The sequence below is a fragment of the Stenotrophomonas maltophilia group sp. RNC7 genome (genome assembly GCF_030910085.1).
Lineage (GTDB): Bacteria > Pseudomonadota > Gammaproteobacteria > Xanthomonadales > Xanthomonadaceae > Stenotrophomonas > Stenotrophomonas sepilia.
Genome location: NZ_JAVFVN010000648.1, coordinates 82,688 through 105,679, shown reverse-complemented (window position 1 = coordinate 105,679; position 22,992 = coordinate 82,688). Strand labels below are relative to the sequence as shown.

Annotated in this window: 16 protein-coding genes and 1 pseudogene; 10 read left to right on the top strand and 7 right to left on the bottom strand. The window is 61.6% G+C overall.

From position 1 onward, the window contains the following. The first annotated feature begins 252 nt into the window (after positions 1-252). The 5 genes from RCF13_RS13305 (at position 253) to guaA (ending at position 7,191) form a co-directional block, all read left to right on the top strand. Positions 253-2,085 (top strand): monovalent cation:proton antiporter-2 (CPA2) family protein, encoded by a 1,833-nt coding sequence (locus tag RCF13_RS13305; protein ID WP_134968435.1) that lies wholly within the window; start codon positions 253-255, stop codon positions 2,083-2,085. Positions 2,086-2,475: 390 nt separating this feature from the next. Beyond that, entirely contained in the window at positions 2,476-3,354 is an 879-nt protein-coding gene (gene folD / locus RCF13_RS13300; RefSeq protein ID WP_231352682.1) for a bifunctional methylenetetrahydrofolate dehydrogenase/methenyltetrahydrofolate cyclohydrolase FolD, read from the top strand. 233 nt (positions 3,355-3,587) lie between these two features. After that, a complete protein-coding gene (gene guaB, locus RCF13_RS13295) occupies positions 3,588-5,045 on the top strand; it encodes an IMP dehydrogenase (protein ID WP_005409308.1) in 1,458 nt (485 codons plus the stop codon). A gap of 107 nt (positions 5,046-5,152) precedes the next feature. After that, complete coding sequence (locus RCF13_RS13290; RefSeq protein WP_181357878.1) at positions 5,153-5,629, top strand: hypothetical protein; 477 nt, start codon at positions 5,153-5,155, stop codon at positions 5,627-5,629. Beyond that, positions 5,626-7,191, top strand: a complete 1,566-nt coding sequence (gene guaA / locus RCF13_RS13285) for a glutamine-hydrolyzing GMP synthase (RefSeq protein WP_005413109.1) — start codon at positions 5,626-5,628, stop codon at positions 7,189-7,191. Before RCF13_RS13290 ends, guaA begins: the two co-directional genes overlap by 4 nt. 265 nt (positions 7,192-7,456) lie before the next feature. Here the strand turns inward: guaA and RCF13_RS13280 are convergent, their stop codons facing one another. From RCF13_RS13280 to RCF13_RS13255, 6 genes and pseudogenes are all read right to left on the bottom strand, one after another. Beyond that, a complete protein-coding gene (locus tag RCF13_RS13280) occupies positions 7,457-10,861 on the bottom strand; it encodes a DEAD/DEAH box helicase (RefSeq protein WP_134968437.1) in 3,405 nt (1,134 codons plus the stop codon). Continuing rightward, positions 10,848-11,414, bottom strand: coding sequence for a Hachiman antiphage defense system protein HamA (locus tag RCF13_RS13275; protein WP_181357877.1), 567 nt, complete (start codon positions 11,412-11,414; stop codon positions 10,848-10,850). The genes RCF13_RS13280 and RCF13_RS13275 overlap by 14 nt, the downstream gene beginning before the upstream one ends. 314 nt (positions 11,415-11,728) lie before the next feature. Then, positions 11,729-13,462: a UvrD-helicase domain-containing protein gene (locus tag RCF13_RS13270; protein ID WP_134968439.1), complete on the bottom strand. Its 1,734-nt coding sequence runs from the start codon at positions 13,460-13,462 to the stop codon at positions 11,729-11,731. Beyond that, positions 13,459-15,543, bottom strand: coding sequence for an ATP-dependent endonuclease (locus tag RCF13_RS13265; protein WP_134968440.1), 2,085 nt, complete (start codon positions 15,541-15,543; stop codon positions 13,459-13,461). The genes RCF13_RS13270 and RCF13_RS13265 overlap by 4 nt, the downstream gene beginning before the upstream one ends. A gap of 532 nt (positions 15,544-16,075) precedes the next feature. Beyond that, positions 16,076-16,440 (bottom strand): annotated as a pseudogene (locus RCF13_RS13260) (hypothetical protein). 550 nt (positions 16,441-16,990) lie between these two features. Further along, on the bottom strand, positions 16,991-17,908 hold the full coding sequence (locus RCF13_RS13255; protein WP_231352684.1) for a LysR family transcriptional regulator: 918 nt from the start codon (positions 17,906-17,908) through the stop codon (positions 16,991-16,993). Positions 17,909-18,004: 96 nt separating this feature from the next. Between RCF13_RS13255 and RCF13_RS13250 the strand changes: the two genes are divergently transcribed. The 4 genes from RCF13_RS13250 (at position 18,005) to RCF13_RS13235 (ending at position 20,560) form a co-directional block, all read left to right on the top strand. Next, positions 18,005-18,844, top strand: coding sequence for a type 1 glutamine amidotransferase domain-containing protein (locus RCF13_RS13250; protein ID WP_134968001.1), 840 nt, complete (start codon positions 18,005-18,007; stop codon positions 18,842-18,844). A gap of 81 nt (positions 18,845-18,925) precedes the next feature. Continuing rightward, positions 18,926-19,558 carry an SDR family oxidoreductase gene (locus RCF13_RS13245; RefSeq protein ID WP_231352685.1) on the top strand — a complete coding sequence of 211 codons (633 nt, stop codon included), beginning with the start codon at positions 18,926-18,928 and terminating at the stop codon, positions 19,556-19,558. Beyond that, positions 19,539-19,721, top strand: coding sequence for a hypothetical protein (locus RCF13_RS13240; protein WP_231352686.1), 183 nt, complete (start codon positions 19,539-19,541; stop codon positions 19,719-19,721). The genes RCF13_RS13245 and RCF13_RS13240 overlap by 20 nt, the downstream gene beginning before the upstream one ends. A gap of 107 nt (positions 19,722-19,828) precedes the next feature. Then, complete coding sequence (locus RCF13_RS13235) at positions 19,829-20,560, top strand: hypothetical protein (protein ID WP_134968000.1); 732 nt, start codon at positions 19,829-19,831, stop codon at positions 20,558-20,560. Positions 20,561-20,649: 89 nt separating this feature from the next. Here the strand turns inward: RCF13_RS13235 and RCF13_RS13230 are convergent, their stop codons facing one another. Then, entirely contained in the window at positions 20,650-22,452 is a 1,803-nt protein-coding gene (locus tag RCF13_RS13230; protein ID WP_134967999.1) for a hypothetical protein, read from the bottom strand. Between the two features lie 287 nt (positions 22,453-22,739). On the opposite strand from RCF13_RS13230, the gene RCF13_RS13225 reads away from it, so the two are divergent. After that, complete coding sequence (locus RCF13_RS13225; protein WP_134967998.1) at positions 22,740-22,928, top strand: hypothetical protein; 189 nt, start codon at positions 22,740-22,742, stop codon at positions 22,926-22,928. Positions 22,929-22,992: the final 64 nt, after the last annotated feature.

Below are 22,992 nucleotides of genomic sequence, written 5' to 3'. Positions count from 1 at the left end.
TGGCGTGGATCTACTGTAGAGCCGAGCCCATGCTCGGCTGCTTCTGGCCTCGGCACGAAGAGCAGCCGAGCGTAGGCTCGGCTCTACAGGTCATGGCGCCCACCCAAGCATGTGCATGGTTTCGGGATGATGCTGGGGCGGGCCCCGCCATCGTTCCACCTTCAAGACAATCCGGCGCAACATGCGTGCTATTGCCGTCATCGGCATTGCTCTATTGTTGAACCCGATTCTGGATCTTGGGGAACACACCGCATGGCGGTAGAAGCAGCGACCAGCGAGCTGGTCAAGGTCGTCGCCCTGCTGGGCGCGGCGGTGGTGATGGTGCCTTTGTTCCGCCGGGCCGGCCTGGGCTCGGTGCTGGGCTACTTCGCCGCTGGCCTGGCGATCGGACCGTTCGGGCTGGGCTGGTTCTCCGACCCGCAGGCCATCCTGCATACCGCCGAACTCGGCGTGGTCATGTTCCTGTTCGTGATCGGCCTGGAAATGCGGCCCTCGCACCTGTGGAGCCTGCGTAAGGAGATCTTCGGGCTGGGCACGCTGCAGATCGTCACCTGTGCGCTGGTGCTGACCAGCATCGCCAAGCTGTTCGGCCTGCCGTGGCAGGTGGCCTTCATCGGCGCCACCGGCTTCGTGCTCACCTCCACTGCGGTGGTGATGCAGCTGCTGGCCGAGCGCGGTGACATCGCGCTGCCGTCGGGGCAGAAGATCGTCTCCATCCTGCTGTTCGAAGACCTGCTGATCGTGCCGTTGCTGGCGCTGGTGGCGTGGATGGCGCCGAGCGCGGGCAGTGCCGATGGCGAGGGTTCGCGCTGGCTGTCGGTGGCCATCGGCGTCGGTGCCATCGTCGGCCTGGTGCTGGTCGGCCGCTTCCTGCTCAACCCGTTGTTCCGCGTACTGGCCGAATCGAAGGCGCGCGAGGTGATGACCGCCGCCGCGCTGCTGGTGGTGCTGGGCGCGGCGCTGCTGATGCAGCTGTCCGGCCTGTCGATGGCGATGGGCGCGTTCCTGGCCGGCGTGCTGCTGAGCGAATCGACCTTCCGCCACCAGATCGAAGCGGACATCGAACCGTTCCGCGGCATCCTGCTGGGCCTGTTCTTCCTCAGCGTGGGCATGGCACTGGACCTGGGCGTGGTAGCTGGCAACTGGCAGCTGATCCTCGGCCTGGTGCTGGCGTTGATGGCGGCCAAGGCGCTGTGCATCTACGTGGTCGCGCGCGTCATGGGCAGCGACCACGCGCAGGCGCTGGACCGCGGCGTGCTGATGGCGCAGGGCGGCGAGTTCGCCTTCGTGCTGTTCTCCGCCGCGGCATCGGCCGGCGTGATCAACCTGGAGATCAATGCCAACTTCACCGCCATGGTAGTGCTGTCGATGGCGCTGACCCCGCTGGTGGTGCTGGTCTACAAGCGCATCGCGCCGAAGCCGACGGTGAACATGGACGGCGTGGACGAGGCCGACGGCCTGTCCGGCAGCGTGCTGCTGATCGGCTTCGGTCGCTTCGGCCAGGTCGCCAGCCAGTCGCTGCTGGCGCGCGACGTGGACGTGACCATCATCGACAACGATGTGGAGATGATCCAGAGCGCGGCGCGCTTCGGTTTCAAGATCTATTACGGCGACGGCACGCGGTTGGATGTGCTGCATGCTTCGGGCGCGGCCACCGCACGTGCGATTGCGGTGTGCGTGGACAAGGCCGAGGCCGCCGACCGCATCGTCGAACTGGTGTCGCACGAGTTCCCACAGGCCAAGCTGATGGTGCGCTCGTTCGACCGCGAGCATTCGCTGCGGTTGATCCATGCCGGTGTCGATTTCCAGATCCGCGAGACGTTTGAATCGGCGGTGCTGTTTGGCCAGGCCGCGCTGGTGGAACTGGGTGCGGATGAGGATGACGCGGTGGAGATTGCCGAGCAGATCCGCCGCCGCGATGCCGAGCGTTTCGAGTTGGAAATTGCTGGTGGTGGTCTGAATGCCGGCGCCAAGATGGTGTTTGGCAACGCCGGCCAGGGCGTGCCGACGCCGACGCCGTTCACCGCGCCGAAGCGGGCAAGCAAGACGTTGAACCCGCAGGATGTGCCGGAAGAGGAAGAGTAGAGCCGAGCCCATGCTCGGCTGCTCTTCGGCCAAATTGCGATGTACCCCCCGCTGCGCGCGTGAGCCGAGCGTAGGCTCGGCTCTACAAGGGCGGGTCGGTCGGTTGTAGAGCCGAGCCCATGCTCGGCTGCTCTTCGGTCAGGTTGCGATAAAGCCGCGCTGCGCGCGTGAGCCGAGCGTAGGCTTGGCTCTACAAGGGCGGGCCGGACGGTTGTAGAGCCGAGCCCATGCTCGGCTGCTCTTCGGTCAGGTTGCGAAAAAGCCGCGCTGCGCGCGTGAGCCGAGCGTAGGCTCGGCTCTACAAGGGCGGGTGGGATTGGTACCGTGGCGGTGGGCGAGGGGGCCTGAATCGGGGACAATAGCGTCCCCGCCGCCCCACGCCTGCCTCCGATGACCGATTCCGCCCCCCAGCATCCTGCCCGCATCCTTGATGGCCGCCGCATCGCCGAGGACCTGCTCGACAGCCTGAAGGTGCGCGTCGACGCCCGCGTGGCCGCCGGTGGCAGCCGCCCGGGCCTGGCCGTGGTGCTGGTCGGTGGCGACCCGGCCTCGACGGTGTACGTGCGCAACAAGCGCCGTGCCGCCGAGAAGGTCGGCATCGAAGCACATGATTACGATCTGCCGGCCGGTACCACCGAAGCCGAGCTGCTTGACCTGATCGACCAGCTCAACGCCGACCCGAAGATCCACGGCATCCTGATCCAGCTGCCGCTGCCGGGGATCCCCGACGCGCGCCGGCTGATCCAGCGCATCGACCCGCGCAAGGACGTGGACGGTTTCCACCCGGAAAACGTCGGCCACCTGGCCCTGCGCGAGTTCGGCCTGCGCCCGTGTACCCCGCGCGGCATCACCACGCTGCTGGGCCACACCGACCAGCCGGTGCGCGGCCGCAACGCCACCATCGTGGGCGTGAGCAACCACGTCGGCCGTCCGATGGGCCTGGAACTGCTGATCGCCGGGTGCACCGTGACCAGCTGCCACAAGTTCACCCCCAAGGACGTGCTGGAACAGGCCGTGCGCAACGCCGACATCCTGGTGGTGGCGGTCGGCCGCCCGGGCATCGTGCCGGGCGAGTGGGTGAAGCCGGGCGCGGTGGTGATCGATGTGGGTATCAATCGCTTGGATGACGGCCGCCTGGTGGGCGACGTAGGGTTTGAAGCGGCTGCCCAGCGGGCCAGCTGGATCACCCCGGTGCCGGGTGGTGTGGGCCCGATGACCGTGGCCACGCTGATGCAGAACACCCTGGAAGCGGCGGAAGCGCTGAGCTGACCTGCTGTTGGCACCTACCAAAGGCGGCACCGGGCCTTGGGCCTGCTGTAGAGCCGAGCCTATGCTCGGCTCATCGCGGTCTGGCGGAAAGCAGCCGAGCGTGGGCTCGGCTCTACAGGTGAGCGGGTGCGACACTGTGTCGCGCGAAGTTCCAATTCTGGCTACCAAAAATGCTGTTCTTGGCCCCTGAAAAGGGGTAAAATGTCGCGCTTCCCCACATCTCGGGTATGCCGATGCTGCGCATCCAGGCTGAAGCACTCACTTACGACGACGTCTCGCTCGTCCCCGCCCACTCGACCATCCTGCCCAAGGACGTCAACCTCGAAACGCGGTTGACCCGAGACCTGAAGCTGAAGCTTCCGATCCTGTCCGCAGCCATGGATACCGTCACCGAAGCCCGCCTGGCCATCGCCATGGCCCAGCTCGGCGGCATGGGCATCATCCACAAGAATCTCAGCCTGGAACAGCAGGCCGCGGAAGTGGCCAAGGTCAAGAAGTTCGAGGCCGGTGTCATCCGCGACCCGATCACCGTCGGCCCGGAAACCACCATCCGCGACGTGCTGGCCCTGACCCAGGCGCACAACATCTCCGGCGTGCCGGTGGTGGGCAGCGACGGCCTGCTGGCCGGCATCGTGACCCACCGCGACATGCGCTTCGAGACCGAGCTGGACGATCCGGTCCGCCACATCATGACCAAGAAGGATCGCCTGATCACGGTCAAGGAAGGCGCCGCGTCTGACGAAGTGCTGCAGCTGCTGCACCGCAACCGCATCGAAAAGGTGCTGGTGGTCAATGATTCGTTCGAGCTGCGTGGCCTGATCACCGTCAAGGACATCCAGAAGAACACCGACTTCCCGAACGCTGCCAAGGATCTGTCGACCCGCCTGCTGGTCGGCGCTGCCGTCGGCGTGGGTGGCGATACCGACCGCCGCGTGGAAGCGCTGGTCGCCGCCGGCGTGGACGTGATCGTGGTTGATACCGCGCACGGCCACTCGCAGGGCGTGCTGGACCGCGTCAGCTGGGTCAAGAAGAACTTCCCGAACGTGCAGGTCATCGGTGGCAACATCTGCACCGGCGAAGCCGCACTGGCGCTGCTGGACAGCGGCGCGGACGCGGTCAAGGTCGGCATCGGTCCGGGCTCGATCTGCACCACCCGCGTCGTCGCCGGCGTCGGCGTGCCGCAGGTGACCGCCATCGACCTGGTGGCCGAAGCCCTGCAGGACCGCATCCCGCTGATCGCCGACGGTGGCATCCGCTACTCGGGCGACATCGGCAAGGCGCTGGCCGCCGGTGCCTCGACCATCATGGTCGGCGGCCTGCTGGCCGGTACCGAGGAATCGCCGGGCGAGACCGAGCTGTACCAGGGCCGTTCGTACAAGAGCTACCGCGGCATGGGTTCGCTGGCTGCCATGGAGAAGGGGTCGAAGGACCGCTACTTCCAGGACGCCGCCACCGCCGACAAGCTGGTGCCGGAAGGCATCGAAGGCCGCGTGCCGTACCGCGGCCCGGTGGGCGGCATCATCCACCAGCTGATGGGCGGCCTGCGCGCCACCATGGGCTACGTGGGTTGCGCCACCATCGAAGACATGCGCAGCAAGCCCAAGTTCGTGAAGATCAGCGGCGCCGGCCAGCGTGAGAGCCACGTCCACGACGTGACGATCACCAAAGAGCCGCCGAACTACCGCGCCTGATGCGCTTGCGAACTGCTCTTGCGATTACGGGCAGCCTGCTGATGGCAGGCTGTTCGTTGTCCGAACCGCCGCCGCGCTCCGGGTCTCCGGGCGCGGCGGTTTCGCAATTGCAGGACGTGCAGGCCTGCCAGAACGCGTTCTCGCTGCCGAAGGGCTGGCAGGTGCAGCCCGCAGGCGAACAGCGCTGGCTGCTGAAAGGTACCGGCGAGCGCCCGCTGCAGGTCATCCTGCAATGCATTACCGAGCTGCTGCACGGGCCGGATGATCCGGTGCTGACGCCGGTACTTGGCGCGCTGGAGCCCGCGCGGATGAGCGTGCGCTGGGCGTCCTGGGGCGCTACGGATTCGGGCGTCTCGATGGCTGCGCTGCAACGGCGCATCGTGCCCGGCACCGAAGTGCAGGAAATCGCCGAGCTGCCGCGCGCCGACCGCGCCAACCCCGACGCACCGCACGGCCTGCTGATGCTGCGCTGGGACGAGGAAGACCCCTCACATATTCAACAACGCGAGGCGTTCATCGCCACGCTGACGCAGAGCCTTGAAGCGCCGGGCGCTGCGAAAAACACCACTGGAACGGCACCATGACCAACATCCATAACGACAAGATCCTCATCCTCGATTTCGGCGCGCAGTACACGCAGCTGATCGCCCGCCGCATCCGCGAGCTGGGCGTCTACTGCGAAATCTGGGCGTGGGACCACAACCCGGCCGAGATCGCCGCGTTTGGCGCCAAGGGCATCATCCTTTCCGGTGGCCCGGAATCGACCACGCTGCCGGGTGCGCCGGCCGCGCCGCAGGAAGTGTTCGACAGCGGCCTGCCGATCTTCGGCATCTGCTACGGCATGCAGACCTTGGCCGCGCAGCTGGGTGGCGCTACCGAAGCCGCTGACCAGCGCGAATTCGGCCACGCCGAAGTGAACGTGATCAACCCCGATGCGCTGTTCAAGGGCCTGAGCGACCACGGCGGCGAGCCGAAGCTGAATGTCTGGATGAGCCACGGCGACCACGTCTCCGTTGCGCCGCCGGGCTTCACCATCACCGCCACCACCGACCGCATTCCGGTGGCCGCCATGGCCAACGAAGAAAAGCGCTGGTACGGCGTGCAGTTCCACCCGGAAGTGACCCACACCCTGCAGGGCCAGGCGCTGTTGCGCCGCTTCGTGGTGGATGTGTGCGGCTGCCAGACCCTGTGGACCGCCGCCAACATCATCGACGACCAGATCGCCCGCGTGCGCGAGCAGGTGGGCGATGACGAAGTGATCCTGGGCCTGTCCGGCGGCGTCGATTCGTCCGTGGTGGCTGCGCTGCTGCACAAGGCCATCGGCGAAAAGCTGACCTGCGTGTTCGTGGATACCGGCCTGCTGCGCTGGCAGGAAGGCGACCAGGTGATGGCGATGTTCGCCGAGCACATGGGCGTGAAGGTGGTGCGCGTGAATGCCGCCGACCGCTACTTCGCCGCGCTGGAAGGCGTGAGCGACCCAGAAGCCAAGCGCAAGATCATCGGCAACCTGTTCGTTGAGATCTTCGACGAAGAGTCGAACAAGCTGAAGAACGCCAAGTGGCTGGCGCAGGGCACCATCTACCCGGACGTGATCGAGTCGGCCGGCAGCAAGACTGGCAAGGCGCATGTGATCAAGAGCCACCACAACGTGGGCGGCCTGCCGGAGCACATGAAGCTGGGCCTGGTGGAGCCGCTGCGCGAGCTGTTCAAGGACGAAGTGCGCCGCCTGGGCGTGGAGCTGGGCCTGCCGCGCACCATGGTCTACCGTCACCCGTTCCCGGGCCCGGGCCTGGGCGTGCGTATCCTGGGCGAAGTGAAGCGCGAGTACGCCGAGCTGCTGGCCAAGGCCGATGCCATCTTCATTGATGAGCTGCGCAAGGCGGATCTGTACGACAAGACCAGCCAGGCGTTTGCCGTGTTCCTGCCGGTGAAGTCGGTGGGCGTGGTGGGCGATGCGCGCGCTTATGAGTGGGTGATTGCGCTAAGGGCCGTGGAGACGATTGATTTCATGACGGCGCATTGGGCGCATCTGCCGTATGAGTTCCTGGGGACGGTGAGCAACCGGATCATCAATGAGTTGCGGGGGGTGTCGCGGGTTGTTTATGACATCTCGGGGAAGCCGCCGGCGACTATTGAATGGGAGTGAAATAAGTCCATTGAGGACTATATTGAGCTATTGAGAGTGCGACGCCGCGCGTTGATCTATGAGTCAACGCGTCATGGCGGCTATCGATAAATATCGCCGGTCAGCGGAATTGGTCGGCTTTGGAACTGACGGCAAGGATCGAGGACCGGAGCATATCTCCCGGCCTCGACCTTTATGACCCAGAAGGTCTTTGCCAGCTCTTGCCTAGAAGCAGCTGAAAGATCTACTGCAAAGTAGATGAGCTCGTCTTTACATCCGCGTCAGCTCACTCCCCTTCTTCCACCCAGTGGGCCTCGCCTCGACCAATGCGGCGTATGCTGACATTTGTGCCGTCCCGCAGCGCTGCGACTTCAAATAGGCTTGGAGCTTCAGTCCGAAGCCTCTGGTTGATCGTGGTGAGCTGAGAAAAGTCAGGCGTCGTGATCGAGACTTGCCCACTTTGAGGGTCAACTTCGACGCGCAGAGGCACTGCCGAGTCTGTCGACCATTGCATGGTCCACTCCTGTGACGTCCACTTGCCGTCCACGCTTGAAAGTGCGTCGCGTCGAAATTGCTGCCAGATTGCGTGCGTCTCAATCGTGGGCCATTCAGGAGCATGGTCGAAGGCTGCCACTTCTGCCGATCGTAGCCAGGCTTTCATTTCTGCGCGATTCGTGAACCCGGGCGCGAGCTGCTCTACGACTGTCTTGGCGGCAACCCGTGAGGGCAGTCCGGCTCGAACAAGCATGGCCATGGCGTTGGATGGTAGTCCAGCTTCCAGGCACGCGGCAGCGGCTCCTTCTACGGGCAGTTCTGACTCGCCTCCATTGATGCGCCGATTCATCCGGAGCGCTTCAATCGCCCAGACCAGGCGATAGACAAATGCATCGTCCACAATTCGCATCGCCTCTTGGCCGATGGCCGCTACATCCTGACCATGCACCCAAGTGGCCAGCAAGTCTCTCCAGTTCGCCGGCAGCGGGTCATCTGGCACAAAGGGGCGGATGGCAAGAAGCCGTTCTCCCATTCCGACAAGTGCAGCGATGAGGGCATCTGCGTCGCTGGCGAGAGCGGCCTCATCGCCACGGTCAAGAAGCTGAGTCAGCTCGGCAGCCAATGCATCGATTGCGAGGCCCGATTCCAGTCCCACGCCCATCGCGAACTGCCCTTTCCGTTGCTCGACCGTTGTCTTGTTCCAAATGAGTCGTGCTCTGCTGAGGAGAATCCACAATTGATTCTGCTTCTCGACGGCGCCAAGACGGGCGATTTGCCTCGCCCAAAGTGAGCCCGAAAGGGCTTCGTCGATCAGCCTTGGTAGATCCGCGCTTTGCGCGTCAAGCGCTTCAATGAGCCCGAGGACGGTTGCATCCAACCGCTCAATAAGGCTCTCCATTGAGTCTGACTCCAGCTCGCCATCAGCTGCTTCCGGAAACCAAGCATCTCGCGTGCTAGACAGGTACTCCATGGCATCCTCACGCGAAAACACACCCGACGTGGCGAGGCGCCGCACGACCTCGTTGACCACGACAATGATGCCGCTAGAGAGTGACCGGGCCTTCGCCGACGTGACCAACTGCCTCCATTGCTGGTGGCGCCAATTGTCCGGTTGATGCATGACGTGGATCACGAGCCCTTCGAGATCCACGAACGCGCGACCAGCGCGACCTGCGACGTTGGCAAATTCCTCACCCGTGATCAGGGTGCCCGCCCTGTACAAACTCGGGATCAGGAGCACCGCCGCATTGAGGTTCAAACCTTGCGCCAAGGTGGGCGATGCCACGGTAACGCGTAAGACGCCGGCGGCAAGCAGTCCCTCCACTTCCCGCAAGAAGGGGCCAGGAAGACGCCCATGATGAATCGCAACACCGATGGCCAGACAGCGTACTGCCGGATGTTCAGCGCCTAACCACTCCCTGCCTACGGCCATCGCACGTTCAACCTCCTTGGCAATGGCAAGCAGGGACGGCAGAAAGCCCCGTCGCTGCAGATCTAGGGCAGTCTTCGCAAATCCTTCAACATGATCTCGCTGGGTACAAAAGACAAGAGCTCGTTTGCCTTGCTCAGAGAACCTCCACGCGGCTGCGAGCGTCAGTTCCTTGTTGTCCTTGGGAAACGCTTTCCGACGAGGCCGAATAGGCGGAGCTTCTGGCACAAAGTGTCGAATGAACGGGCCATCAGGCTCAAGGTCAAAGCCCAGCCGAGCGGAATTTCCGATCCAAGATAGGGTGCCGAAGCGCTGGCGTGTGGGGCGCCAACTAGACTGGATCGGATCGCCAGGTGTGTCACTGCGAATCCACGCAGTTAGATCGTTGAGTTGATCGCCCGCCGGCAGAATTGCCGAAAGACAAACAATCCGGCGCTCGCCGTGGTCCGTGCGCCGCAGTAACCGCTGCACCAGATTCTCGTAGCGGATCTCGCGTTCGCTTGGGCCGATCAGATGACCTTCATCTAGCACGATCAAGCCGACGTCATTGATGATGTCTGTGTCGTTCCGCAAAGCAAAGTCCAACTTCTCTGGGGTCGCTATGACGATGCTCTGTTCCCGCAGCGCATCCTCGTCAGTTCCCGCTATGCCGCTGCTTCCATACAGTGACGAGACGGAAAATCCAAGAGGTGTGAACGTCTTGCGGAAGGAACGTTCGGTCTGAGCCGACAATGCTCTGAGTGGTGTGACGATCAAAACGCGTCGACCACACGCCAGAGCCATCAATGCGGCGATCTCTGCAATCCGCGTCTTGCCGGCGCTTGTGGGGAGAGCCACCACTAGGTCGTCGGACACGTCGACGGCTCGTTGTGCCGCCTGCAGTTGAGAAGGCCACAGTTCGACCTCAGAGGACTTCCTGCTGTACAACTCGGCCACAAAAAGCTTCCGGAGCTGCGCGTAGTCTCGCGAGCCTGGTGGGCCTTCGGAGGGAAGAACCTTGTGCAGACTGCTTGACCAAAGATCATCGATCAGGTTCGCAGTGATCCGAAGAATCCACCAGAGTGACACCGCGCTTGCCGCTTTGGTCAACGAAATCGACCGCCTCAGCAGGTTTCGAGCTTCTACGACTAGGGACTCTTGGCCGGTTTGCAGAGCAAACTCAAAGAACACCAACGCTCTGAACATTGTCGACGTCGCCACACGCGAGACGATCCCGTCGGGGTCAAGCGCTCCCTCGGCCGCTTCCCTGGCGATTCCCTCATCGCGGTTAGCTGGGCTGCTAAGCCACGCCCTCGCACGCTGGCCCAGACCTTGAAGATCGCGCACGATGAGAAGCGTGAGCGCATCCTCCACGGGCGAACGGTTCTGATCGGCCTGAGCTTGTGTCAGAAGCGAAAATGCCAGCGCAGAGTAGTTGGCCAAGTGATAAGAAGCAGCCCCTGCCGTCCGGTAGAACCCTCGAGATGCGTCGGCCGGCGATCCGTTCTGAACTAAGGCCTCAAAGGCTCCGGCCGCCTGCAGGAAGCCCTTTCGCCAAGTTTCTGCATCGCCTCCAAGTTCGCGCAGCGCTAAGGAAGCGCGTAGTACTGAGAGGCCATAGTCCGCAAGATCGGAATCGATCTCTTCGCTGAAAGCGGGAGCGTCGGGTGGCAAGTTTCCTTCATGGCGAATCAGGGCCCTAGCTTGACCCCGGGCCTGGAGGCGGCCTCGATATCCGTCCTGCGTGATGTCGCGCAAGAATGCAGTAAGTTCTTCAGTCGTTTCCAAGCGCCAGGGCCCTCTCGTAGCAGGCTTGGATGAATGCCTGATGGTCTTCTATGCGCAGGTGCGCAGAAAGATGGGGACGAACCAGATCCGCCGCCGCAAGATCGTCGAGTAGCGCCTGAGGCGTGGCATTGCCGGACAAGGTAAACAGCATATGACTAGTCCGCCCCGGAGGCGCGGCTCGACTGGAGACTTCGTTGCGAATCAGTCTGCCCATCTGCCGGCGTTCGCCTTCGCCCTCCATGAGTCGATCCGCGACGAAGAGGAGAGATGTAGCTGTAGGTCTCCCATCGTCTCTGGATAGCGCTTCTCGTGCCTCCGAAATGGTGGCATTGGCGAGGTTTGCGCGACTCTTCGATTCGCCTTTCAAGAAGTGCAGAGTTTGTTGAGCATCGAGCTTTAGACCGACGAAGTCATCGCCACGCAGCGCCATCTCTCTACCATCCTTGTATCGAAGGCGACGGACCGGGACCTCGAACTCAAGATGTTCTTCGACCAACTCGGTCGCGAGGATCTCGCCAAGCTCTCCTGAACGTGCGCGCGGGGAGCGCGGCATGCGCTCAGCCAAAATTGCCGCCGCGCCTGGATATCCCAGCTCACGGACGTCCTCAGCTATCGCGTCCAGATTGTCGTAGTGAGATCGGATCCGAGTAGTGAGTGTAGCTTCGATGGCAGCTCTTCCTCCATCTCGCTCGGATAGTCTCCACAGCTGCTTGTTGTTCTGGTCCTGGATATTTACGTCGCACCAAGCTGGATATAGCATTCAAAAGCTCCCAATTATTATGCTAGCACTCCCTTAAGCCGATGGAGAAAGCTGAAGACCAATCAAATGTTCGCAAGATGCAGTCCCTCTACAAACCCGAGCGTGCCTCACGTCCCCACCTTAAGCTCTTCAACGTTAACAGCCCCGAACAGATGACTGGCTGCTTCGAGCGCGCGGGGGGGAATGGATTGGGTCGCAAGTACAGCGAGACGTGTCATGGGTCGGGATATGGATACGTAAAAGAGATTGCGGGCGCGGTAAAAGCCTTTGCTGTTCTTGGCATTTAACGCTTTAGTATGAATCAATTCAAGAAGCTGCGGCCAGTTGTAGTGATTCCAGCCGCCACCCAGTACGACAAGAACGTTCTCGAACTCAGCGCCCTTGACGCTATGTTGGGTTGCGAATGAGGTTTGCTTCTCAATGAATTTGACTACCTCGATGACTTCACGATATGGAACGTCGCGCAGCTTGCTGTGCCGTTGGAGCACCGACGACTCCTCGGGAATCGGGGCGCCATCCAAGTGCCTAAGTTCTTCTTCACGCCGCAGGACGCGGTCGGGGATGGGCGGCCGCTTGGTTGATTGCAAACAATCGATAACTTGGCCGATCGTGCCTTCCGTCCGTAGCATCTGAAGAGCATCCATATCCCGACGCCAATTTTCCTTGTCTTCATGTCTGGTAATCGCTGGACCCGAGCCAAGTATCTTGAACATTTCTCCATAGCGCGAACAGGCGTAAGAAGCGCACATCGGCTCAACAACTTCAGCGAAGAACTTGATCGTTGGGTCTTCCTTTTTTGCGAAAAGGTCGGTGCGCCCGCTAAAGATCTCTGCGATATTTGGATAGCCTTGCTCCGCTGCCAAGACATTGTGAGTGAGCATAAGTACCTTTGTTTTACTCATATCCCACCCTTCGTTCCGAAGGCGCCGCGTCAGAGCCTCTCGGGTTTCTCGCGCCAATTGTGGTGGCAGGTCCTCTTTAGAATGTCTGTCACTTGTTCGCTCACCTCGGTAGGAATTCGTGTGAAAGAACCGGGCTTCGCCCTTTGCTTCCGGGTCATGCTCCGCCTGCTGTAGTTCAGGGCGCAGCCTGTTGAGTACGTTCACGATGGCTGGCGCAGATCGGAAGTTCGAGCCTTTGGCGATCTCTTCGATTGGATACTGCGCCAGCTCGTACTCGCTTCGATAAATGGTTTGCCAGTGATCTCCGAAGAGTCCAATAAGCGGGCCGGCGGCGGGCTTAAGGTAATTCTCCGTTATCGAATTCATGAACTGGCGATGCGTATCTTGGTATTCATCGATAAAAATTACAGGAAATTTCTGCCCTAAGATTCGCCTGAATTTCTCTTGGTATAAGAGTTTTGCCATCAGCTCCGGGATGTCGTCATGGCTCAGCGTTATCTTGTCTTCATCAACCCCAAAGAAACCCAAGTCGTAGTCCACCGGTTTTGTACCGACGCCGCCGCCTTGCTCGATCTTCTCCCTTCGCTCCTCCATCCCCGCCAGGGCATCTCTTAATGCCTTCTGAAACTGGCGCAAAAATGCCCAGGAGAACCCATGGATGGTGTCGACGAGAATGGCGGGATGATCCTCAATTTTCTGTGCGATCTCGTTTCGCGCCACTTCAGTGAAGGTGATGCAGGCAACTTTTTGTCCGGATTGAACGAGAGCGGGTCCGCGCTCTTGGATCAGCCGCTGTAGGGCTGCAACCAAAGAATATGTCTTCCCTGCGCCCGCACCGGCCTCAAGCCTAAAGCTACGGCCCGCGTCAAGGGCTTCGTCGATTTTCAGCTGCGCTTGTTTCGCTGCCTCAAGTGCGGGATTTTCGACTTGACCTGTCATACGATCACCGCGGCGTTCTGCACTTCTGGGACTTGTGCTGGCGGTGGTGGCGGCTCGGAAAGCCAAGCGAGACCCTCCTCGATGTATCGCGGCACCTTCCACTCCTTTTCGCGAATCGCGAATCGCAATGCGGTATCTGCTTTCGCGAGTCCCTTGGCGATTTCCCATGCTTCGGTGGCCTCGTCTTGCTCTTTGGGCCATTCGAATCGATCCGGGTTGGCCAGCACGAGCGCGTCCTCATAGCTCCGCGCGCAGGCGGCAGCTTTGGGGTCCTCTGGAATTTGATACGCGATGCGCCGGTAGGCGCTAATCTTTTCTTCTTCAGACTTTGCAAGCAACTGGGCCGGTGATATCTGCCAGCCGTCCCCAACCTCTGTACTGGTCGGGCGGAACCAATCCTTGATTGCGGCATTTGAAGTGCGCTGACCTTCAGCTACGGGGCATTTCTCCCAGGTTGTGATCATTTTTCCCTTCTTGTTCTCCTTCTCAACCGGCTTGGTGGAATCCAAATCGGTGACAACCAGCGTCTTGAGTTCAAGGAAGTCGAGCAATGGGTAAAAGATATGAGAGTACGCCCCACCCACCTCAACGCAGGTGATGTACTGTCTGGCCAGCTTGTGTTTGTCGTCCAATGACTTGTCCACGAGATCGCACAGCCGTGGCATCAGAAGTCGCTCAGTAGCCCCCTCTACCATGATTGCCTTGTCAGCAAAGTAGAGGTCACACTTGGTCAATGTCATGTACTGATGGAGGAAATCCTGATCATCACGGGATATGTTTGCCATCCCTTTCTTGAAATCCTTGATCTTCGTCTGCCGCGCATTCGGCGTCGTAGGCAGCTCGTTCAAGAAATACCGCACGGCCTCGAATGAGGCTGCATTTGCAACGTGTGGTGAGTGTGTCGTGATCACAAACTGCACTTTCCATCCGGGCTCATCGGGGTAATTGGCGGAAAGTCTTTTGATTGCGGCGTTCAGTTGGTTGATGAAAACTTCCTGCATCTGAGGATGCAGATGAGCTTCTGGTTCTTCGATGAAGATCAGGTGCGTGACAGGGCGGGTTGGCTTTGCGCGATAAATTTTGTGGTAGCTCTCTAACTGCAAGAGCATATAAATGAGGTTTCGCGTTCCGAGTCCGTTGTAGCCCTCTGGTAGGTGAACGCCGTCTGCGCCTGCGTATACCACCCTTGTGTGGTCGGAAAGGAGTGCCTCAACGTTGAGCGATGTTTCTGGCTTCAGCTCGGTGTCATTGAGACTCGGAAAGCCCAGAGCTTCCATCGTCGGAAGAAGCTTCTTCAGCATGGCGTCAAAGTCCCCTTGAACGCCGCGCTCGATCTCTTCCACAGAAGTCTTCAGCTTCGCTGCCAGTTGTTGGTCGGCGGCTGAGGCTGTTGGGGCCGTAGCCGTCTTGAAAAGCGTACTCAGCAATTTTCCGATCACATCGGCGTCGCCATGGCCAGCATGATCAAGAGTGCGCTGTGCTCGAACGAAATCGCATTGGACAAGCGCCGATAGTGCAGAGCTTCCCTCAAAATCACGACGATTGGTTGAATCCGTCGGGTCGATGGCGCTGACGTATACGGAATATGACTTAGGGATCGTGTCGCGCAATGACCTGAGGAAATGGGTGTTTTGCTCTACGCCCTCTGCAGGCGCGGCAACATCGAGAAGCGTATGGAGTGTTGCCAATGTCGGCTTGTACTCTACTCGGACCAGTGCCTTGGTAGACGTGATATCCAAGTCGATGACAAATGGAGCAAGTGGACCCAGATTCGGATCGACGATGTCGTATGCGAATGTCAGGGTGAGTGCAATTGTCGGAAACGCCGCGAGCACTTCTTCTGGCTTTGCTCCACTCTCCCTCAATGCTCTTGCTTTGAAGAATTTTGCCCGCGAAGCAGCCGAAAAGTCTTCTAGCCGAAATCGAGGCCCGCTTTGCCCGATGAATCGATCAAAGACGTCGGTAAGGGAGGTCTTTCCGCTGTTGTTGCGCCCGACTACCACGGTCGAATTCTCTTCCAGCATGATCTCGACGTTCTGAAGAAGTCGGAAACCTTCAACCTTGACTTTCTCAATTCGCATTTCAGTCCCTGAAAAGTATGACAGCCAGTAATCTAAGGATACATGTAGTCTTTCCCTTATGGGAATGTCGCTCGCGGGGCAGGGCTCATGGGTGCCGGCGGCATGCGCATGATCTGCGGTAGGAGCGGAGTTCGCTACGTGGGCCTGTATTGAGGATCTGGCGGCGTACTCGGGTGGTGACTGTTGCGCAAGTGGCTTTCAGGTACCTCCAGACAGCAAGGCGTCCCCGGCCACGGGACGGCCGGTCGCGAGGAAAGGCGGTGGCAACAGGGTCAGCCGGGATACTTGTGCCAACCGCACATCGCAGCCGAAAGGCCGGGCTCCGGATCTAGGATTTTGGAGTGCGGTGTGAAAGTATGTGTGGACGTCGCCTGAAGATTAATACGGTCAGGGGAAGACGCTGGCATCGCCGCATGGATGCCAAGCGCACCCGTTTCCCTAAGCGACGTGGTCTGGTGCGCCAGATCGATGATGATTGAATAGGGTTGATTGAACGTGCGGGCGGAGGGCGCCCGTTTGAATTTGCGACAGATTATGGAAGGCACTCCGGCCTAACCTCATGACAAGCCCACTCAACCAGCCCCCGGCAAGCCAAGAACAGGCCATCCACAACTCCCTCATCCAGATGTCGCTCCGGGTCCGCAGCCACCCTGCAGCGATCCGCCGCATGCAGCAGTTCCAGCACCGTCAGCGCTCCCACCATTGCGCGCTCGGTCCTTGCCAGGCTCACACGCCGGCCAGGTGACACATCGGTTTCTGGCCAAGGGTGCCCATCTGCCCCCTCGCAGCCGCGCATGCGCTTGAGGATGCCGAGGAGGTAGTTCAGGTCGGGCAGGGGGTGTCGTCGTTGATGGGTTCAACAACGGTGTACGAGGAGAAGGTGTCGGATTCGTTCATGGCGTCGGCTTCCGTGGCTGTGCTTAACAGCGCCACCGCGAAGGGTGGCGGACGATGCGTGGCTGCAAACCGGGATGAAATAGCACCATAGACCGGTGGGCCCGAGGGCCCCCACGCACCGCCCGCCAGAAAGGCCGACGGATTGCCCGCCGGCACCGTTTAAGGACGGTGCCGACGGGCAAGCGCAAACTACAGGTGCATCTCTCATCACGGGTTTGCAGACCCGTTGCCACCCTTTTCCGGTGGCACGCCATGGTGTTTACGCGGCCGCTTCGAATGCCAATAGAAGTTCGCGAAGGAATCGCGGAATCCGAGAGCGAAGAACTATTGTTGCACGCACCTTTCGTGCAGCACGCGACGCAAGCAGACGCATTCGCGCAGCTGCTCTGCCAATTGCGATTCAAAGTGGCGCAATCGCCCATGCCACAAGCGAATAGCGCGACGGCCTTCTTTGCAACAGTTCTTAGTTCGCCTCGCCAAGCAACGGCGCCCGATCAACCGCACACCCCGAAAAACGGTTCAATCCCGACACCGTTAACGAACCCCGGCTTCAACCAACGCCAGTCTCAGCCGCATTCTCCACCAGCAACTCAATCATCGCCCGCGCCGCCGCCGACTGCCGCCGATGCGGCGCATAGATCACCGAGAACGGCCGCGACCGCCCGCGCAACTGCGGCAGCACTTCCACCAGCTGCCCACGCTGCAACCGCTCGCGCACGATGAATTCATAGCTCTGGCAGATACCAATGCCCTGTTCGGCCAGCGACACTACGCCCAGCACATCGTCGGAAGTCTCGATGGACGAGCGCGGCAGCCAGTCCACGTCGCGCCCGTCGTCGCGGAAGATCCAGGGCGCCAGCCGCCCGGTGCGCGGCATCACGAAGGGCAGGCACAGGTGCTGCTGCAGATCGTCCAGCGTCTGCGGCGTGCCGCGGCGCCGCAGGTAGTCCGGCGCAGCCACCAACAGCAGCGGCGCGTCTTCCAGCTTTCGCCCCACAAGCCCGCTGTCCGGCAGCTGGCCCAGGCGGATGGCCAGGTCGAAGCCTTCGGCCACCAGGTCCACGTTGCGGTTGGTGATGTTCAGTTCCACCTGCACCTGCGGGTACTGCTGCGCAAAGCGCGCCAGCACGGGCGGCAGCCGATAGTGGCCATAGGTGGTGGGCACGCTCAGGCGCACGCGGCCGGCCAGCGCACCATCCTGGGCCAGTACGTCGCGCTCGGCGTCGTCCAGCAGGCCGAAGGCGGTGCGCACCTGCTCCAGATACAGCCGCCCGGCGTCGGTCAGGCCCACGCGGCGGGTGGTCCGCTGCAGCAGCTGCCGGCCCAGCCGCGCTTCCAGGCGGGTGACCGCGCGGCTCAGCACCGAGGGCGTGGTGGACAGCGCCACCGCGCCGGCGGTGAACGAGCCGTGCTCGACCACCGCCAGGAACACCTCCACATCGCCCAGGTAGTCGAACTTGCGGCTCATTTGGCTCTCCGGGGAACAGATGTTTTGCGATGGGGCCAATTTATCGCCGCTGGGGCGATGAATAAAGTGGCCGCCATTCCCCGATAGGAGCTCCCCATGAACCTGATGACCCAGCTGGCCGCCGCGCTGGCCCTCACCCTGGCCGCGACCGGCGCGCAGGCCGCCAACGTGCTGGTGGTGCTGTCCGACGAGAACCACCTGGACCTGAAGGATGGCAAGGTGCTGTCCACCGGCTTCTATCTCAACGAGCTGATGCAGCCGGTCAAGCTGCTGCTGGATGCGGGCCACGAGGTGACCTTCGCCACGCCGCAGGGGCGGGCGCCCACGGTGGATGCGTCCTCGGTGACGCCGGCGTACTTCGGCGACGATGCCGCACAGCTGACGCTGCACAAGGACCTGCTGGAGAAACTGGCGCTGACCTCGCCAACCGCCTCGCCGGTGGTCAGCCTGGCGCGCGTGGAGCAGCAGGGCTACGCGCGTTTCGATGCGGTCTACATTCCCGGTGGCCACGCGCCGATGCAGGACCTGCTGAAGAGCCCGGCGCTGGGCCGGCTGCTGGCCGACTTCCACCAGCGCAACAAGACCACCGCGCTGGTCTGCCACGGGCCGATCGCGCTGCTGTCCACGCTGCCGGATGCGGGTGGTTTCGTGGCGAAGCTGGAAGCGGGTGCAACGCCGGCTACGCCAAAGTGGATCTACAGCGGCTACCAGATGACGGTGATCAGCAACCAGGAAGAAGAGCAGGCCAAGCCACTGCTGGGCGGCGGTGAGATGAAGTTCTACCCGCAGACCGCGCTGCAGCGGGCGGGGGCGAAGTTCAGCAGCAATGCCACGCCGTGGACCGGGCATGTGGTGGTGGACCGCGAGCTGATTACCGGGCAGAACCCGGCGTCGGCGCTGGAGGTGGGGCAGCGGTTGGTGGAGCGGTTGAAGTAAGCCAGACAGCACATCTGTCTTTTCGGTGAGTCCTGCGCTCGGCGCGCGGGACGCCCACTTCCTACTCAATGGATAAACCTCGTGGATCTTCAACTGGCGGGCAAGACCGCACTCGTGACCGGCGCGACCGCCGGTATTGGCCTGGCTATCGCGCGCACGTTGGCACGCGAAGGCGTAAGCGTGACCCTCACCGGGCGTGACCCGGGAAAGCTGCAGGCAGCCATGGCCGAGATCAGCGCTGGGGCGCCGGGCGCGCAACTGGCTACGGTGGTGGCTGATCTGGCCAGCGCCGACGGCGCGGCGGCCGTGATCGCGGCACAGCCCGATACCGATATCCTGATCACTAACCTGGGCTACTACGAAGCGAAGGCCTTTGCCGACATCAGCGACGATGACTGGATGCGGATGCTGGAGGTCAACGTACTGTCCGGCGTGCGCCTGTCGCGGCACTACTTCCCGCGCATGCTGGAGCGCAACTGGGGCAGGGTGATCTTCATGTTCAGCGAGGTAGGTGCGTTCACGCCGCCGGACATGGTGCATTACGGGGTGAGCAAGTCGGCGCAGCTGGCGGTGTCGCGTGGCCTGGCTGAGCTGACCCGGGGTACCCGGGGTGACGGTCAACAGCGTGCTGCCATCGGCCACACGCTCGGACGGCATTGTGGAATACCTGCGCCAGACCGCGCCGCGACCGGGCATGACCGATGCAGAGATTGAAGCGCACTTCTTCCAGACCTACCGGCCCAGTTCGCTGATCGCGCGGATGATCGAGGCCGACGAGATCGCGGCGATGGTGGCGCTGCTGGCAAGCCCGTTGGGCGCGGCCTCCAATGGTGCAGCAGTGCGCGTAGAGGGTGGGACCTACCGATCCATCCTGTGACGCTGCGGTTGGGCCGGTTTGGCGCGTGATGTAGCGCGTGGCACCATGGCGAACTGGCCTCGCTCATTGGGCGGGGCCGTTTTCCCAGGGAAGCCCTCGAACACGACATGCGAACGTCCTACTTCATTCTCTCCGCTCTGTGCCTTGGCCTGCTGGGTGGTTGCGCCAGCGGGCCGGAGGAGCACGTCTGGAACCGTGAGGTCACCAGCGCCTTTGTGGCCGACGACGGCCAGCTGTATCTGCTGCCGCGCTATGACGAGCCGATGCGCTTCAATGCCGCGCCGTTCCGCGAGTACCGTGCGCTGATGGACAGCCCGCTACGCGAGGCGGTGGCCTGCGCGCAGATGTACTTCCATGAGGATTGGCGCGACCCGGCCGACAAGGCCAAGGTGCACGGCAGCTATGCGCTGCTGCTGCAGCCGGAGCAGGTTACGCCGCAACAGGCCGAGCAGTTCAAGCTGGAGCGGATTGAGGTACCCCCGCGTGAGGCCAAGGCTGTGGAGGAGCGGGCGCGCTACTACCTGCCGATGGAGCGGACCCGTTACGCGCTGGCCTTTGACCGCGCCTGCAATCTTTCAAGGAAGGGCGGCAGCTATTACAGCGCGCTGTTCGAGGGCGACGGCGAGCGGGTGAAGTTGCCCGATGCTGCTGCGCTGGCGGAGAAAGGGAAGCTGGCACAGCCGATCAATGCGCGGGCGCAGCGGATCCTGCCGGAGAGGGAGGACAAGCCGGGTGTGGGTTCGGCGGCGGGCAAGGTGCTGGGGGCGGCGTTGGTGCCGGTGGCGGTTCCGGTGTTTGTGTTGAGCCTGCCATTCCTGGGGCCGGATCACTGGAAGTGATGGCGCGCTGGGCTACCGTGGCGCCCGAAGGCAAGCTGCGGGCGCCACGGATCGGGTACAAGCGAACTTTCTGATTGCGCGGGACGAGATTACCTGCGCTGCTCAGAGTACTTTGAGAACTGTTCTCCCATTGCGTTCATCTTCTGAAGGATGTGCTCCTGTCCCGGGTTGACGGCGATGCGGTTATCGGGAAGCAGCTTATGGGGAGTGGGGTAGAAGGGGAGCTGATTCCCCGCGCCGATAACCGGTATCGGTTGCCGGGGGTTGAGCACAACGGGCAGTCCGTGCGCATAACCGGCCCCCTGGCGGAAGGTGGTTGTCGGGCAGGTCAGCGACGTTGCAATGACAAGCGATTTCGCCGCAGAGGAGTAGCGATACCAGTCGCAGTCATTCTTGCTCCACCTGTGGCTTCCGCCGTAGTAGATGCCGTCGGCGTCATGGTCCTTCATGAATTGAAGGGCATGCCGGTCATCGAACAGCAGCGTTGGCACGCGCCAGAGTTCCTTGCGCGGGAAGTAGCCGAACTCGCCGGGTTGGCTGACGCGCACAGCGGCTTCTCTATAGCGGTATGTGGCGCCGGAGTTCTCAAGGGCCTCGTTGGCCAGCCTGAGATTCTCGCGCATGATCATGTGCGCGTCCCAGCTGTTTTCAACCTCTTCAGCGCTAAGATCAATAAGGAACGCCAGGTCGATGGTGACCGTTTCGCGCTGCCACGTGGAGCCATTTTCGGAACGAAACACAATCTGTTCGCGCGGGCGAGCGTTGGCACGGAACGTACCGTAGGTTACCGGGATGGTATGGGACGACGTGTTGGTCAGGACAATGCGTGCACCCTGCCGGGGAGCAGGGAGCCTGAGCTGGCTGTTGGCCGCGGTGCCCTCGTCTGCTGAGACCTTGGTCAGCAGGTAGCCTTCGTCTGTCAGCCGCCCGTTCTTCAGCTCTCTGAGGATCTCTTGCTGGACGGGTTGGCGAAGAACATGCCAACGTCCCCATTCGGAGATATAGATGAATTCGTACTCATCTCCTTTGCGCAGTGCGTAGGTCGCATCGCGATTGGGGTCGATCAACGAGTCCCAGTCTGCGTCGGAGAGGATGATGTGCCTATCACGATCATAACGCGTGAGCGGCAGAGGCACTCTTCCGATCCATTCGCCGTCGTACAGCTCCAGGATGGAACGGGAAGAAATGCGCTGGTACCTTTGCGCGAGCGTCCTCACGGAATAGGGCGTGTGGACCCAGTCCCACTGCCTTGCAACGGGATCGAACTCGGCGCGGGCGGTGCTGTTCGGTAGCACGGTCATGCGTTGACCAGGAAAGGCAGTGTGTGTTCCCAGTACGTTGGTTTCTGTCGAGGAGGCGTTGTGAATTGTGATGGTGTCGAACGCTGAGCCGGTTGCCGGGAGGATAAGTTGTCCAGCGTGTTTACCGTCACGCAGTGTGACATTGGAGATCAGTCCGCTGTTACGCGGGATCTGCCATTGTGGTTGATTGGGGGCGGTGTGCAACTCCGGATGTTGCAGCCACGCAGCGTGGCCTTTGCTTCTCCCCCTGAAATCGATTGACCTGCCTGCGGCGAGCTTCAGTGGATCTCCCGCCACGCCTTGAACTGCGCCGTAAATCTTGAGCGTCTTGCCGGAATCGAGGGAGCTGTTGATGATTCTCAGCAATGAGAATTCCGAGGGAAGCCGGACGCTGTTCATCCACTGATGATCATCAACCCTGAATTCCGTTATCTTGCAGTTGTTTTCATTGGGGCGATGAGTATTGGGCAGCTGTTCCTTGTGACCGACGGACGATGGCGACCAGTACTGGGTCGGACAGTCCGGGAACGCGATTGCGGGTTCTGCGGCCAATAGGGTCAGGATGGCAGCTGCGATGCAGGAGTATTTCATTCGGGTCCAGGAAACGCGGCATCGGCGATGCCTTGCAGGGACGACAAGATTGATGCCCGGTGTGGCATTGCTCCATCAGATCTGTACGAAGTTGTGAGGATATGGATTCGGCAGCCCACGCCGATGGAACAGGGCACCGGCCAGGACCTTCTGGACGAGGTGCGTTTTTCCAGGCAAGCCCTCGCACATGACATGCAACGCGGTTCTTCATCTCTTCGCCCTGTACCGGGTTCTGCTGGCCGGCTGTGCCGGTAGCTCGGAGGAACACGCCTCAAGCTGCGAGAACATTGAGCGCTTGGAACCTGCGGCGGCTTGCTGTACCTGCCGGGTATGCATTCGAGCAGCAAGGCGTCAGGCAGAAGGTCACGTTCACCGACGACCTGTCGCCGTTCAACCGCGACTTCGTGCTCTTCCTGGAGGCGATACGGAAGGCCAATCCGCTGGCGAGCGTTGACTGGGCGAGCATCCGATTCTAGCGGTGGGCCGGTATGTGCCGATGCCATTCAACAAGGGCTGGCCCGTGGAGCTACACTGGCTTCC

What these genes read in the sequence shown, in the direction of transcription:
- guaA (WP_005413109.1), top strand. Translation starts at nt 5,626, where the DNA reads ATGACCAACATCCATAACGACAAGATCCTCATCCTCGATTTCGGCGCG.
- RCF13_RS13275 (WP_181357877.1), bottom strand. Translation starts at nt 11,414, where the DNA reads ATGCCGCGCTCCCCGCGCGCACGTTCAGGAGAGCTTGGCGAGATCCTC.
- RCF13_RS13235 (WP_134968000.1), top strand. Translation starts at nt 19,829, where the DNA reads ATGCGAACGTCCTACTTCATTCTCTCCGCTCTGTGCCTTGGCCTGCTG.
- folD (WP_231352682.1), top strand. Translation starts at nt 2,476, where the DNA reads ATGACCGATTCCGCCCCCCAGCATCCTGCCCGCATCCTTGATGGCCGC.
- RCF13_RS13265 (WP_134968440.1), bottom strand. Translation starts at nt 15,543, where the DNA reads ATGCGAATTGAGAAAGTCAAGGTTGAAGGTTTCCGACTTCTTCAGAAC.
- RCF13_RS13255 (WP_231352684.1), bottom strand. Translation starts at nt 17,908, where the DNA reads ATGAGCCGCAAGTTCGACTACCTGGGCGATGTGGAGGTGTTCCTGGCG.
- RCF13_RS13250 (WP_134968001.1), top strand. Translation starts at nt 18,005, where the DNA reads ATGAACCTGATGACCCAGCTGGCCGCCGCGCTGGCCCTCACCCTGGCC.
- RCF13_RS13230 (WP_134967999.1), bottom strand. Translation starts at nt 22,452, where the DNA reads ATGAAATACTCCTGCATCGCAGCTGCCATCCTGACCCTATTGGCCGCA.
- guaB (WP_005409308.1), top strand. Translation starts at nt 3,588, where the DNA reads ATGCTGCGCATCCAGGCTGAAGCACTCACTTACGACGACGTCTCGCTC.
- RCF13_RS13240 (WP_231352686.1), top strand. Translation starts at nt 19,539, where the DNA reads ATGACCGATGCAGAGATTGAAGCGCACTTCTTCCAGACCTACCGGCCC.
- RCF13_RS13270 (WP_134968439.1), bottom strand. Translation starts at nt 13,462, where the DNA reads ATGACAGGTCAAGTCGAAAATCCCGCACTTGAGGCAGCGAAACAAGCG.
- RCF13_RS13305 (WP_134968435.1), top strand. Translation starts at nt 253, where the DNA reads ATGGCGGTAGAAGCAGCGACCAGCGAGCTGGTCAAGGTCGTCGCCCTG.